16 protein-coding genes and 1 pseudogene are annotated in these 11,990 nt (G+C 45.8%); 10 read left to right on the top strand and 7 right to left on the bottom strand.

What is annotated here, in order from left to right; genetic code table 11:
• Nucleotides 1-17: 17 nt before the first annotated feature.
• Together J0X12_RS15040 and J0X12_RS15035 are read right to left on the bottom strand one after the other, a co-directional pair.
• On the bottom strand, nt 18-548 hold the full coding sequence (locus J0X12_RS15040; protein ID WP_207047256.1) for a VPLPA-CTERM sorting domain-containing protein: 531 nt from the start codon (nt 546-548) through the stop codon (nt 18-20).
• A 131-nt stretch (nt 549-679) separates the two neighbouring features.
• On the bottom strand, nt 680-994 hold the full coding sequence (locus tag J0X12_RS15035; protein WP_207047255.1) for a DUF1294 domain-containing protein: 315 nt from the start codon (nt 992-994) through the stop codon (nt 680-682).
• A 423-nt stretch (nt 995-1,417) separates the two neighbouring features.
• Between J0X12_RS15035 and J0X12_RS15030 the strand changes: the two genes are divergently transcribed.
• Nucleotides 1,418-1,825, top strand: a complete 408-nt coding sequence (locus J0X12_RS15030; RefSeq protein WP_207047254.1) for a hypothetical protein — start codon at nt 1,418-1,420, stop codon at nt 1,823-1,825.
• A gap of 232 nt (nt 1,826-2,057) precedes the next feature.
• Here J0X12_RS15030 and J0X12_RS15025 read toward each other — a convergent pair whose 3' ends face one another.
• Both J0X12_RS15025 and J0X12_RS15020 read right to left on the bottom strand, forming a co-directional pair.
• Nucleotides 2,058-2,672 (bottom strand): VPLPA-CTERM sorting domain-containing protein, encoded by a 615-nt coding sequence (locus tag J0X12_RS15025; protein WP_207047253.1) that lies wholly within the window; start codon nt 2,670-2,672, stop codon nt 2,058-2,060.
• A 413-nt stretch (nt 2,673-3,085) separates the two neighbouring features.
• Complete coding sequence (locus J0X12_RS15020) at nt 3,086-3,466, bottom strand: hypothetical protein (RefSeq protein ID WP_207047252.1); 381 nt, start codon at nt 3,464-3,466, stop codon at nt 3,086-3,088.
• A gap of 131 nt (nt 3,467-3,597) precedes the next feature.
• On the opposite strand from J0X12_RS15020, the gene J0X12_RS15015 reads away from it, so the two are divergent.
• From J0X12_RS15015 to J0X12_RS15005, 3 genes are all read left to right on the top strand, one after another.
• Nucleotides 3,598-4,284, top strand: coding sequence for a hypothetical protein (locus J0X12_RS15015; protein ID WP_207047251.1), 687 nt, complete (start codon nt 3,598-3,600; stop codon nt 4,282-4,284).
• A gap of 12 nt (nt 4,285-4,296) precedes the next feature.
• Nucleotides 4,297-4,668 (top strand): hypothetical protein, encoded by a 372-nt coding sequence (locus J0X12_RS15010; RefSeq protein ID WP_207047250.1) that lies wholly within the window; start codon nt 4,297-4,299, stop codon nt 4,666-4,668.
• Between the two features lie 169 nt (nt 4,669-4,837).
• The gene (locus tag J0X12_RS15005; RefSeq protein ID WP_207047249.1) at nt 4,838-5,455 is read left to right on the top strand and encodes a hypothetical protein; all 618 of its coding nucleotides are present in this window, start codon (nt 4,838-4,840) and stop codon (nt 5,453-5,455) included.
• Between the two features lie 27 nt (nt 5,456-5,482).
• Here J0X12_RS15005 and J0X12_RS15000 read toward each other — a convergent pair whose 3' ends face one another.
• Nucleotides 5,483-6,109: a demethoxyubiquinone hydroxylase family protein gene (locus J0X12_RS15000; RefSeq protein WP_207047248.1), complete on the bottom strand. Its 627-nt coding sequence runs from the start codon at nt 6,107-6,109 to the stop codon at nt 5,483-5,485.
• A 45-nt stretch (nt 6,110-6,154) separates the two neighbouring features.
• Between J0X12_RS15000 and J0X12_RS14995 the strand changes: the two genes are divergently transcribed.
• The 5 genes and pseudogenes from J0X12_RS14995 (at nt 6,155) to J0X12_RS14975 (ending at nt 10,401) form a co-directional block, all read left to right on the top strand.
• Complete coding sequence (locus J0X12_RS14995; protein WP_207047247.1) at nt 6,155-6,358, top strand: hypothetical protein; 204 nt, start codon at nt 6,155-6,157, stop codon at nt 6,356-6,358.
• A gap of 532 nt (nt 6,359-6,890) precedes the next feature.
• Nucleotides 6,891-7,241, top strand: coding sequence for a hypothetical protein (locus tag J0X12_RS14990; RefSeq protein WP_207047246.1), 351 nt, complete (start codon nt 6,891-6,893; stop codon nt 7,239-7,241).
• 156 nt (nt 7,242-7,397) lie between these two features.
• Nucleotides 7,398-7,955: a cupredoxin domain-containing protein gene (locus J0X12_RS14985; protein WP_207047245.1), complete on the top strand. Its 558-nt coding sequence runs from the start codon at nt 7,398-7,400 to the stop codon at nt 7,953-7,955.
• Nucleotides 7,956-8,057: 102 nt separating this feature from the next.
• A pseudogene (locus J0X12_RS17610) lies at nt 8,058-9,679 on the top strand (copper resistance system multicopper oxidase).
• Entirely contained in the window at nt 9,676-10,401 is a 726-nt protein-coding gene (locus J0X12_RS14975; protein WP_207047243.1) for a copper resistance protein B, read from the top strand. Before J0X12_RS17610 ends, J0X12_RS14975 begins: the two are co-directional and overlap by 4 nt.
• 121 nt (nt 10,402-10,522) lie before the next feature.
• Here the strand turns inward: J0X12_RS14975 and J0X12_RS14970 are convergent, their stop codons facing one another.
• Nucleotides 10,523-10,948 carry a c-type cytochrome gene (locus J0X12_RS14970; protein ID WP_207047242.1) on the bottom strand — a complete coding sequence of 142 codons (426 nt, stop codon included), beginning with the start codon at nt 10,946-10,948 and terminating at the stop codon, nt 10,523-10,525.
• Nucleotides 10,949-10,958: 10 nt separating this feature from the next.
• Nucleotides 10,959-11,405, bottom strand: coding sequence for a DUF4396 domain-containing protein (locus tag J0X12_RS14965; protein WP_207047241.1), 447 nt, complete (start codon nt 11,403-11,405; stop codon nt 10,959-10,961).
• 78 nt (nt 11,406-11,483) lie between these two features.
• Here J0X12_RS14965 and cueR point away from each other — a divergent pair, with 78 nt between their 5' ends.
• Entirely contained in the window at nt 11,484-11,873 is a 390-nt protein-coding gene (gene cueR, locus J0X12_RS14960) for a Cu(I)-responsive transcriptional regulator (protein WP_207047240.1), read from the top strand.
• The last annotated feature ends 117 nt before the right edge of the window (nt 11,874-11,990 follow it).

The raw sequence follows: 11,990 nt of genomic DNA, 5'->3' as shown, positions 1-11,990 counted from the left end.
GGGTATGATGCTTGTTATTAACTACGCCCGATCACGCGAAATTTACGAATTGCCGCAAACGCAAGCAGGCCAGCGCCAAATAGCGGCAAAGCTGCTGGAAGAGGAACAGGTGAAATAGTCCATTTTCCGCTACTATAAAGGTTCCCAATCCTGGTGTCTCTAGTTTCAAAACCTGCAAGGTTAGCGGAATAAGACCCCGGCATTTCAAAGGCAAGCCACGTGAAATCTACGAGTGTTCCATTTAAATCTGTTTCTGCATAGGCACATTCCCATAAACAACCAATTCCAGGTGGCACGTTGAAGTCATTCCACCGGACGGATGTTTGATCTATTGTACCGTCGAATATCAGTTTGAAAACGCCATTGTTGGATTGATCAAGACTAATTCGGCTACCAAAATCTGATTCGTCAATTTCAAAAGACAGTAATGCCTTATTTGAAATGGATTCGGTTCCCGTGAAAGTCGTTCCCTGGCCGATAAAATTATAGATTGCTGCATTTGCAGAAATTGGAAGTAAGCACAGCACAAGCGCTAATATACGTATCATGACCAAGATTCCCTTTCTTGTTGTGATTGTGTAGGAAAATAATACGGTCTGTGTGGAAATATCAATAAAATTATCTAAAAATTATTAGTTAATAGGGCAATACTATCAGGAAGCCGGTTGCTTGGTTGCTGTCATAGAAAGTCTGAGAGTTCTAGCAGCATATCAGGAAATGATAACGCGAGAATAAGCAAAACCTGCAAAGCGGCAATTCCATACAGAAAAGATTTAAACGGTTGTTTGCGTGTCTTGTGCCTTAGAAGGTGCTGAGCGGCAATCGAGCCAACAATTCCCCCTATGAATGCGATGGACAGTAATTCTGATTCCGGTATGCGCCGTGTGTTTTGAACCGCGCAATGCTTATCCCAGGCGAATGCCAGGAACCCAATGATACTGATAACGCCTACATAGGCGGCGGCAATGAGCGCAATGGTATAATTAGCGGACAAATTCAAAATTCCTGGTTCAACGAAATCCGAAGCGCGATTTTACCTCAGATTGTATTTATGTAACCTTAATTGGATATTAATGGGCGTGATGAGTGTTACGGCTTTAGCTATGCCATCCCTCAGATGAATTTTATGAACTTCTTGGGTGGTGTTTGGACAATGAGAGTTTGGAGCAACTGGCAGAAACTGAAAAACAATCAGGATTTATAACAACGGCATCGCGATCTTAAACCCAGTAAAGATACAAATGCCTAGATATGTAAACAACAAGCAGACTTTAGATGTTTAACTCCATCGTTTACCAAGTTTATGAAATCGCTGGTTGATTAAAAGATTTACACCCGATAAGAATGAATTGATTTTAGAAATTATTCTTTTATCGAGCGCTATACTAATCAAGAAACATAAAAAGGCTCAACAAAAATGAACATTATTAAAATTGTCGCGACAGCATCCCTTTGCTTGCTCATCACCGCGTGCAATACGACCCCACAAGACACAAGCATACCCACCGCGGCAGGCACGGCCTATGACGGTGTTTGGGTAGGCGACATGAGCCGGGGCGACAATATGCGTTGTGACGATATCAAAATTACGGCAACTATCACAAATGGCCATGCCTCGGGAGATATTTCAATAAGCAATAGCGGTCGGCTAGTTACTGACAGCTTTATTGGCAAGCTGAATAAAAACGGCGAAATGGTTCCTATCCTAGCGAAATATCCCGCAGACGTATCCGGCATCGTCAAGTTCAATACAGATGGGACTACAACCGGGAAGATGAGCACTACACTTTGCTCGACTGACAAGATGGATCTCAAGAGAACATAATAGTTCTTATAAAACAGATACTAAATGGCAGATGCTTCCTAACTAGCATCTGCCTTAATCGTGTTTAGGCATAAAGCCTTAATAAGCTGAGACTAAACTTTCGTCTAAATACTCTAATTTGCTGATACAGAAAGCATCGGGTTCTTTATTCTGAACTGTGTGGCCAGTTGTTACTATCTGAACAATCGCGCGAAAAGTGAAGGCCCGATACACGATATCTATCAACGGCATCCTACGCTGATTTCTTAAACTTCCGAAATAAACCAAATGCCAGCAATCCGGCTCCGAATAGCGGAAGCGCGGCGGGTAATGGTACCGCAGAGATTGAGTAGGTCCCACTTCGCGTATGGTCGAAGTCCGAAAAGTTGTTTGTTACCACTTCGCTGTAACGACCGTCGGGTGAGGCATGTATGCTGATCCAAAAGTCTGCATATCCACCAAAATAACTGCAAAAATCGCTGGTGGGACAGCTATTTCGCGGGCCATCGTTATAAAACGCTGATAAATTTAGTGAGTTCTTTGTTTTGTCATATTCCCCTGTTGCGAAAGGTCTGGCGTAGGTTTCGTTATATAACTGAAATAATTCCGCAAATGGCGTACCGTAGAAAACAACATTTTGAATGGATCTAGAGCCTGCAGCGCCAACCTCATTGTCATACTCAAATTTAGCGTAAAACCCTTCAAGAAAGGGCGATGGATAGCGGGGCGTCTGAGTAAATTCTTCGCCACTATGTAAGTCTAACTGCGTGTAGCTATCCGGAACGTTGAAGGTTATTTGCATCGGAATGATACTTGCATTGGCTGAGAATGGAAGTAAGCATGCCAAGAGTATTAAAATTCGGATCATTTTGCCCCTCTTTTCTAGTTGAGAAAACTATAAATTAATTCGCGTTTTTGTAAAATTTTTACGTAACTAAGGTTAATCTTTGCACTGCCGTAGGTTGAGGTTATGCAGTGCTATCTAGTACCTACCCAATTGACCTATTTATAATCCGCGCCACCTTGTTGGCTTCCATATGCCTCAAGCCGGGGTTTGGTTCTGCAAGCGCCCTCATAAACTGCCGCGTCAGTTGCGACCCTTTCTAAAACTGGCGACTGTGAATATTGCGGCTGGTGCAATCCTGTGCAGCCTGCTCAATTACGGACAGGTATTTTTGCAGCCGATGGGTGGCGATTGAAGAATATTTTCCACGAGGATACTAACTTCATTCTGTCAATTTACGCCGTCTTTTCGCAGGAGAAGGCGTTTTTATTCCTGCCTCAATAGCCAGCTGCTTTACAGGCTTGTTGCGATAAGGCTTTAACTCCTGTTTTTGTTCTACTATAGCCTTTGACAGTCATCTCTATTTTGAAGGTGTACCCTTGTGTTTCGAGATCGGCATATGGGCGGTTTCTTTCGCAATATTCAATAAGCACCTGTTGAATGTCTTGGTCTTTTGTTTTCTTTGCTTTCGTCAGTTCTTCTGCGCTCATGACTGTCGCGTCAAATACAATAACGGTAACAAGGCTAGTACCCCTCACCTCAATTTTTTCTAAAACAAATTGCTTCCCTTGAGGCAGTTCGGCATTCACCTCTGCCAAGTATTTTTTGACAAGATTGGGGTCTTTGTAGTTAGCGGCACAGGCTGCCAAAACCAACATAGATAGTATGATTAAGTATCTCATCCTTTGAATATAATCACATTGGCGCGGAAGTCTTGCGGTAAATAAGCGTTGTTCCCTAATGCTTTGTCGTACTATCGTAGGTAAAATTTAGCTTATGGGAGTTAAGGATGAGATATTTTGCTATTCTGTTTGGGATGCTCGTGTTGGTAGGGTGCAATACGACGAGTGAACCAGTAGACATTTCTGATGTTGACCTCACTAATTCTTATACAGTTGGTTGGTATACGACGAAAAGCGAAGTATGCGGTCATTTCCTAGGAAGCGGTGCGAGCAACCAGAAAATACAGGCTGTTATAGAGCGTTACCGCGGGAATGAGCGCTTTAAAAAAGGCTACGATTTAAACCATGGCTTACTTGCGTTTGATGGAGTTACAAATCTTTATAACTGCGACAAGGCAAAAGCAGTCGTGGAGGCTGTGTATAGCGGGCAGATTGCCACTTCGAAGCCCGGCTACCCTACTCAGACCCAAGAAAAGAACGCCCGTTTCTATCTGGATGTTAGCTGGGAAAACGTACTCAAAGGTAGAGAAGTTTATCCTGTCATGGTCAAGCAAGTTGGCCGCACAGGGACAGTGAAACCTACGACTATTACTGATGGCAAGACGTGTGACGCTACTTTCACATACTATGATATTTCTGGTACGGGAGATTGGGACGTAAATTGCACTGACGGAACAAGTGCCACTGGGACGCTAAGAACTCGCGGTCCCGGAAAAGGCTCGAGTGGGTTTGGTGTAGACACATTAGGAAATAAAATAGAATTCTTGATGTTGCCTGCTCCTGCAATGAGTTAGGCAATAGGGTGGATGAGTAGGGATGGATTTTGCGCGCGACAGTTTCAGCTTTCTATCGTGTTCATTGACTATCGCCGATGGGAGGTCGGCTGGAAAATATCTCCCACGATGGATACTAAATTCATACTGGCAGTCTACGAGGACTTGTGGCGGGAGATGCGTCGCAGAACGAATGGCGACATTCTGTCGATTACCGTTCATTTTGGGGATTTGATCCTGCTTACGGAGCGCAATGGCGACCTGTTCGCGCCTCTCTCGCCGGGAATGCCAAATAAGCCCGAAAAGCTCGCCACCGTCATCGACCATATCAACCGCCGTTTTGGAGAGCGCATCGTGAAATATGGAGAGCATCAGGACCATCCTGGGTTCTTCGAAAAGGGGTAAGGGAGTAAGGAAACCAGCGCAGGCGCAGAAACTGCTTATCTAAAGTAGAGAAAAGTAGATATTCCTGTCTTGCACAAAAAGCTCTGTTCCGAGCCTGATTTGGTGCAGGAATCTGCTGTTTATGGTATAATTTCCTATTGATTTCGACAAAAAAATTATTGGGTGGATTATGGGCGGAAGTGGTTCCGGTACCTGGTATCGGTGGAGCAAGAAAACGGTTGTGGAAGACGGCTTGACGCTGGACCTGTTCAAGTTGGTTCGGGAGAAGGCAATCATTCCGGGAAAGCATGTTAGGGGTTCCCTCACCTGGTGGAATAACCGGACAGATGAAGAGCGGGCTAGCATTAGCTATGAAGCGGACCTGATCGATCCATATGCGGCATGGGTGCGGCTGCATTATCATCGCGACGGCACTCCAGAAGATTACAAGGTTCGAATGGCTGTAACCTATCCTCACTATGGCGGCATGCGCTGGTGGTTTGTTTGCCCTGCTAATGGCTCCAGGGTGGCAAAGCTACACCTTCCCCCAGGTGGCAACCTTTTTGCGAGTAGAGCGGCCTACAGGCTCGGATATAACAGCCAGCAAGAAAGCCCGATGTTCCGTTATCTATCGCAAGCGCAAGATATCCGCCGTCGGCTTGGCGGGAGTACCTGCATTGATGAGTGGTTCCCGAAAAAACCCAAAGGCATGCACTGGAAGACATATGAAAAACTACAGGCGAAATGCGAGCTCTATGAGCAGCGCTGCAATTCTATGGCTGCGCAACGGTTTGGGGGCATGTTTTAGCTCTTAGAGGTTCTTCAGCAGTTCGCTTTATCGCATACCGAACCTTATAACGCATTCTGTACAAAACTTGACTACCTGTATCAGGATATTTGTCATTAGCTGGTTTTCTTCAAGCTGGTCTTTTGCTGCATCGTGATGCGCTTTTTCATCTTCAATTATCTGTGCCACGCAAGCATGGGCAGCTAAATCATTATTACATAAATATGCTCTCTGCTCTTCCAGATGCTCAAGAACGACATTTTCAACCGCATAGGTGGTCGCTGCAACGGCTCCCGGTCCGATTATCCCAGTTACAAAACCCAATACATATCCCCCTGCCCCGCAAGCGAAATAACTTTTGCATCGCCGTATGCCGTTTTCCACCAGGTAGTTTGCAAATATCTTCCGATGGGCGAGTTCATGCTCCATATTCTGTTCAAGCTGATAAACGAGTGACTTAGATCGAAAGCGGGCAACAATTCTTTGTGCGCGATATATATTAACAGCGCCATTTTCCCCTGCATGATTAACCTTTATCATTTTTTCGGCTTTTGTTTGGGCTGGCCGCAAAGTTGATATTATCAAGAAAGTATTTCCTGTTGAGCTATTGTCAAAGAAGGTTGGAATTTTTGATATTTTAGCAGAGAAAATATTATGGTTGATTTGTGCTATCATATCGCACAATTTTGAGAAGCATACTAATTTGTAAGAGGATCCAATATGGCTGGCAGTTCCGGAGATATGGCAAATGCTGAAGAAGGCATTTCCAAGCTTGAACTAAAGGGAGAGGACTATAAACAAGCTTCGATATTTGCCATTCAAAAGAAACAACGGAAAAATATGCGGTATATGGTTATTGGTAAGGTTGTGGCGTTGCTTTTTGCTGTCGGAATGGTGCTCGTCCACTACTTCATCTCTTCTTAGCGCAATTTGGGTTGAGATAGGGAAAGTCAAATGAATAGCTGCGCAAGAGTAGCTTTCCAAATTTACTCATTCATTCCTGTACTCGCTATTCTGATTTGCTTGTACTCTTCAGTATTTGTTTTCGCAATCAGAAGGCCGCCAGGGCTATTAAAAAAACACTTTGGGCGTAATCCTGGCATTTGTTGCTATATTGGTTTTTGCCCCGCTATTTTGGTCAAGTGTAAAGTATACTTATGCTGTACTATGCGGCTCAAATTGACGTTTCTTCATCTTTAAAAGATGGGTATAAATATGGGTAGAAATAAATTTCACTGTAAAAGCATTTAAAAACATCAAATTGTGGCGGACCGACCCTCCGCCACCATACTTGAAAAATTACAGTAAAAATAAATACTTAAACGTTATGTTGTTCTAGCGGTCCCCCGTTCAGTCCCCCAATTGTACAATAAACACGTTTCCAGAATGGTTGTTGAAATGATATCTGTCAGAGTATACATAGGTTCAGGAGATATTTACTTTCTGAGAGAAGCAGTTGGCAGAAATTCGGAAAACACTGAACTGGCGTAGGAAAAGTGTGAGCATTTTCGTTGCTCTTGCAATTGCGCTTAATGTTTTTGCGATAATACCTTCTGCCGAAAGTCATGAGGCTAATGAAAGCCCTTCTCATTTTATGGTTTCAGCGACGGGTGATCTGTCAAAAAGTCATGAAACTGACCGGCATAATCATATCGAAAAATGTGGCATGGTCTCTTGTGCGATTGGTTTGCCCGCAAATTTTCACGTAACAACAACGACATTCGGAACGAAAACGCCGTTTGACGTCATTGCCGTGCAAGTACTTTCCCTCGCTTCTGCGCCGCCCGAGCACCCACCAAAGATTTAGTTCCTCTTTTAGGCCATTTCTCAAGGCAGCCATGTTTGTGCTGTCAATGCGGTTATGCGCCTTTCTCAAACTTCGACTATTGAAATTTGAATCTGTCTCCCTGCCTGACCGAAGTGAGGTCTGCATTAGATGGAGACTGGAATAGGAACTGATTAGATGAAGATTAAGCGTACTTTTTTATCCGGTGTTGCCGGAGCAACTCTCACTGCCGTCTTGGCACTAAGCTCAGCGATTGCATTTGCGGCAGGGAATCATCACGGGAGTCACGGCGAGAAATCGGGCATTGGCATCCCCGGTAACGCCGCAGATGTTACTCGAACCATCGAGATCAAGATGGGAGATAATTTTTACGAACCGGAAGAGATTTCCATCAAGAAAGGTGAAACGGTTCGTTTCAAGATCATCAATACCGGGGAATTCGTTCATGAATTCAATATCGGGACAGCCTCCATGCATGCCGCGCATCAGGAAGAAATGATTATGATGGTAGAACATGGTGTATTGGAAGTGGATAAGATCAATCGGGACATGATGAAGATGGATATGGGAAATGGCAAAACCATGGAACATAACGATCCAAACAGTGTGCTGTTGGAGCCCAAGGAAACAGCGGAAATTGTCTGGAAGTTTACGGACGATGCCGAATTGGAATTCGCCTGCAATGTTCCCGGTCATTATGCCTCCGGCATGATGGGGGAAGTTCATTTTGAGTAAATGCTCTGCGCAGCCCTCTGTGGCTGCGTATTTCAACTATTCTAAATCAAAAGGAACAGCAGAATGAGAAAATCATTTATGCAATCTCTGCAGATCGGCTTTATGGCAGCTGCAAGCATCGCAATTCTACCAAGTATGAGTGTTGCCGGAATCTATGATTTGACGGTGGACAGGGTTACCATTGATACAGCGACTTCCAAAAAGAAGGGATCGGTTATAACGGAAAATCCCCTGGACCCGTACTCCGGTTCAAGGAAGGCGAAGATGTCACGATCAATGTGACAAATAATCTCGATGAATCGACGTCAATTCACTGGCACGGTCTTATCCTCCCCTTCCAGATGGATGGTGTGCCAAAAATCAGTTACCCCGGAATCGCACCAGGTGAAACCTTCACCTATAAATTTCCGATTATCCAATCCGGAACCTACTGGTTCCATAGCCATTCCGGTTTTCAGGAGCCTGATGGCGCTTACGGATCAATTGTTATCGAGCCAGAGAAGCGAGATCCGTTTCGTTTCGACAAGGATTATGTTGTTCAGTTTACGGACACCCATCCGCATTCCGGCAAGCGAATTTTTCGGAACTTGAAAATGTCGGCGGATTATTACAATCGCCAGCAACAAACCATCGGGGATTTCTTTTCAGATGTCAGCAAGAACGGCCTGAAAGCAACTATCGATGACCGGATGGCCTGGGGTGACATGCGGATGATGAAGACAGACATTGAAGACGTACAGGGCTTCACACCGCTTATCAATGGCAAGGGCCCCGAACAGAACTGGACCGGGTTGTTCGAGCCAAAAGAACGCATCCGCCTGCGGCTCATCAATTCCTCAGCCATGACCTATTTTGATGTCCGTATCCCGGGATTGAAGATGACAGTGGTTGCGGCTGACGGAAACAATGTACAGCCCGTTACAGTCGACGAACTTCGTTTGGGCGTTGCTGAAACCTATGACGTTATCGTCCGGCCCATGGACGATAAGGCCTATACGATTTTCGGGGCAAGCATGGGAAGGACAGCCTATGCACGGGGAACACTTGCCCCGCGCGAAGGTATGGTAGCTGACATCCCGGACATGTCAAAGGCGCCGCTTCTGACTATGGCAGATATGGGGATGGACCACTCCAACATGAAAGGAATGGACCATTCCAACATGAAAGGAATGGATCATTCAAACATGATGGGTATGGAGCAGGAGAAGGATAGCTTCTATGCAAATGGCAGCGGTCTAGTTCCCACAGCGGCAAATGGTGGCAAATTCCTTTCCTATGCGGATTTGAAAGCACAGAAGCCACTCTATGACGACCGGGAGGCCACGCGGGAGATTGAGTTGCGCCTGACCGGGAATATGGAACGTTATATCTGGTCGATCAATGGCGTAAAATATGAGGATGCAGATCCGATTGTCCTTCAGTATGGAGAGCGTGTCCGGTTTAAGTTCGTCAATGAAACCATGATGACCCACCCAATGCACCTGCATGGTATGTGGAGCATTTTGGATGTCGGTGCCGGTAAATGGGATCCGGCAAAGCACACAATCAGCGTCGCGCCCGGAACAACCGTTTATTCCGAAACCGAGGTTGATGCGCCTGGTCAGTGGGCGTTCCATTGCCACCTATCCTTTCACATGGATGCTGGAATGTTCCGGAAGATAGTCGTTGAAGGTGGCCCGAAATCCGCAAGTCTTAACCCTTTGGATAAGGGAGAACTGCAATGATTGAATTGAAGAAACCTCTTCTGACGACCGCTTTTAGCCTGTCTCTTTTGATGCCCGTCGCCGGCCACGCGATGGAGACGTCGAATATTTACTATGGCGTTCAGATGGAGGAATTTGAATATCGATACGGAGAAGGCGGAGAAAAACTGTTCGCCTTTGATGGTGATGCCTTCATCGGGACCGATGAACTGAAACTCCGTTGGGAAGGCAGCGGTGAGTTGGATTTGAATGTTAATCGCTTTGAATCCCTTTCCAATCAGCTTGCCTTGCAAACACCCATATCGGATTTTTGGGACATTAAAGGGGGCGTTCGATATTCGAGTCCGCAAGGGCCCGACCGATGGTATGCTGTGGTTGGCCTGAGTGGGCTGGCTCCGCAGTGGATAGAGGTCGATACGCATCTGTTCCTGAGTGAAAAAGGGAAGCTTTCTGCCGATCTCGATATCGAGTACGAGATTTTGCTAACCAACTATCTGACCTTGACGCCTTCCGCAAATATCGATGCGGCCTTTTCGAGTGATCGGGAAATTGGAGTCGGCTCCGGTATTAACAGTGTAGAGGCAGGCCTAAGGCTCAGCTATGACGTCTGGGATAGAATTCTCTCGCCTTACGTTGGTGTCGTCTACGAGCGTAAGTTCGGGCAGACCGCAAATTACGTCGAAGCAGAGGGTGAAAGTGCGGATATTTGGTATGCCGTAATCGGTGCCAAGCTAATGTTCTAATACGTCGTATGACGGATTTTTACCGATTCTGGGGGGAGCATAAGGCTCTCTCCAGAGATATGCCCCAACTAGGGAATCGTCATGCCTAGAATACATATTATAGTGCTGGGTTTTGTTGGGTTTAATTTATCCCATTCGCGCGCTGTAACTCTCGAACGTAAAGAATGATATTCTGAATTTCCGCTTCGGATATGCCTTCCACTGGCGGCATATTACCGAAAGGCCAATGATGCGCCCGCACACCATTTTTAGCGGCCAGTAAAAAAGCCATATCACCATGATGATTGGGCTCATATATCCGATGAATGAGCGGTGGCGCCCTGCCCTCCTGCCCGGCCGCATTACTGCCGTGACAGGAGGCGCAATATTTATCGAAAGCCTGTTTGCCGGACTGAGAGGCAATCGACAACTCGGGAACGTTGACGACAACAATTGGCTGTCCCGTCTTTACCTCTGGTTGGCCAGGATATAGCCAGAAATAGCCAGCTACCGCGACCAAGGCCAAGACCAGAGTGATAACATATAATTTACTATTCGGTCGCTTCATTTATCCATCTTCAGTGACAGGCCTTGCCTAATGCTTTCAAGCGCCAGTAATTGTAGGGCAGTGGTGTAATAAACCCGGCAAACCACATCAAAGGCAGAACCCACAGGGTCAGTCTGGCGCCTCCGGTAAACAGATAATCAATATAGTTCATGGCAACTTCCATTGATATCATCGAAATCAAGGACATGCCTATGGCTGTTTTAAACGCTAGTTTGAAAATCATCTGCCGAGATAAAATAATCGTCTCCAGCGCTATGGACGTCAACAGTCCGTTGACAATTGCCAAAGCCATAATTGCCATGGTCGGCCACGGGATACCCGTAACCTGAAAGAACAGGATAGTTCCCATATCACCGATCGAACAACCCACTAGGCACCATAAAGTATTGACCGAAGCACGACGCCAGGTGTGTCGGCAGGTCCAGCTAATTCCAATAACAGTTTCTGCGATACTCATTTTATCCTCTCAAATAAAGTGAATTGACTCCAATGACCGGATTTGTAATGCTTCCAGTAACTGGAAGGTCAAGGGAAAATGTACACAATCGGTGACGTTGCAAAAGCAACGAACTTACCAACGAAAACTGTCCGCTATTATGCTGATATTGGCCTCGTTATACCGAGCGGCCGATCGACTAACGGCTACCGTCTATACAGCGGCAAGGAAATAAACAAACTTATCTTCACCCGGCGGGCCAGAAGCTTTGGGTTCTCCGTGCAAGAATGCCGGGAGCTATTGGGCTTATATGAAGACAAGGACCGCTCAAGTCGAGACGTCAAGGCCATAGCCCTGCACCGGATTGCGGAGATTGAAGAAAAATTACTGGAACTACGGTCCCTTCACCAAGAGCTAACGCATCTTGCAGACAGCTGTAATGGAGATAATCGCCCTGACTGCCCAATCATCAGTGGAATGTCGGGGTGATATTGAACCTAATTACAAATTCACAGGACTAATAAAGAAATCTGGTGCAGATTAGCCGATGCAAAGGGACTACTTAATTCTAATCCCTTGATATAATTACATCGGAAAAACGCGGCG

Origin of the sequence: Sneathiella sedimenti (assembly GCF_017313765.1) — a bacterium.
GTDB lineage: Bacteria > Pseudomonadota > Alphaproteobacteria > Sneathiellales > Sneathiellaceae > Sneathiella > Sneathiella sedimenti.
Note: the sequence above shows the minus strand (reverse complement) of the source record. Positions and strands in the feature narration are given on the sequence as shown.

Coding starts and splice junctions, on each gene's coding strand:
- J0X12_RS15005 (WP_207047249.1), top strand. CDS start 4,838: ATGGGCGGAAGTGGTTCCGGTACCTGGTATCGGTGGAGCAAGAAAACG.
- J0X12_RS15030 (WP_207047254.1), top strand. CDS start 1,418: ATGAACATTATTAAAATTGTCGCGACAGCATCCCTTTGCTTGCTCATC.
- J0X12_RS15025 (WP_207047253.1), bottom strand. CDS start 2,672: ATGATCCGAATTTTAATACTCTTGGCATGCTTACTTCCATTCTCAGCC.
- J0X12_RS15010 (WP_207047250.1), top strand. CDS start 4,297: ATGAGTAGGGATGGATTTTGCGCGCGACAGTTTCAGCTTTCTATCGTG.
- J0X12_RS15015 (WP_207047251.1), top strand. CDS start 3,598: ATGAGATATTTTGCTATTCTGTTTGGGATGCTCGTGTTGGTAGGGTGC.
- J0X12_RS14995 (WP_207047247.1), top strand. CDS start 6,155: ATGGCTGGCAGTTCCGGAGATATGGCAAATGCTGAAGAAGGCATTTCC.
- J0X12_RS15020 (WP_207047252.1), bottom strand. CDS start 3,466: ATGTTGGTTTTGGCAGCCTGTGCCGCTAACTACAAAGACCCCAATCTT.
- cueR (WP_207047240.1), top strand. CDS start 11,484: ATGTACACAATCGGTGACGTTGCAAAAGCAACGAACTTACCAACGAAA.
- J0X12_RS14975 (WP_207047243.1), top strand. CDS start 9,676: ATGATTGAATTGAAGAAACCTCTTCTGACGACCGCTTTTAGCCTGTCT.
- J0X12_RS15040 (WP_207047256.1), bottom strand. CDS start 548: ATGATACGTATATTAGCGCTTGTGCTGTGCTTACTTCCAATTTCTGCA.
- J0X12_RS14965 (WP_207047241.1), bottom strand. CDS start 11,405: ATGAGTATCGCAGAAACTGTTATTGGAATTAGCTGGACCTGCCGACAC.
- J0X12_RS15000 (WP_207047248.1), bottom strand. CDS start 6,109: ATGATAGCACAAATCAACCATAATATTTTCTCTGCTAAAATATCAAAA.
- J0X12_RS14985 (WP_207047245.1), top strand. CDS start 7,398: ATGAAGATTAAGCGTACTTTTTTATCCGGTGTTGCCGGAGCAACTCTC.
- J0X12_RS14970 (WP_207047242.1), bottom strand. CDS start 10,948: ATGAAGCGACCGAATAGTAAATTATATGTTATCACTCTGGTCTTGGCC.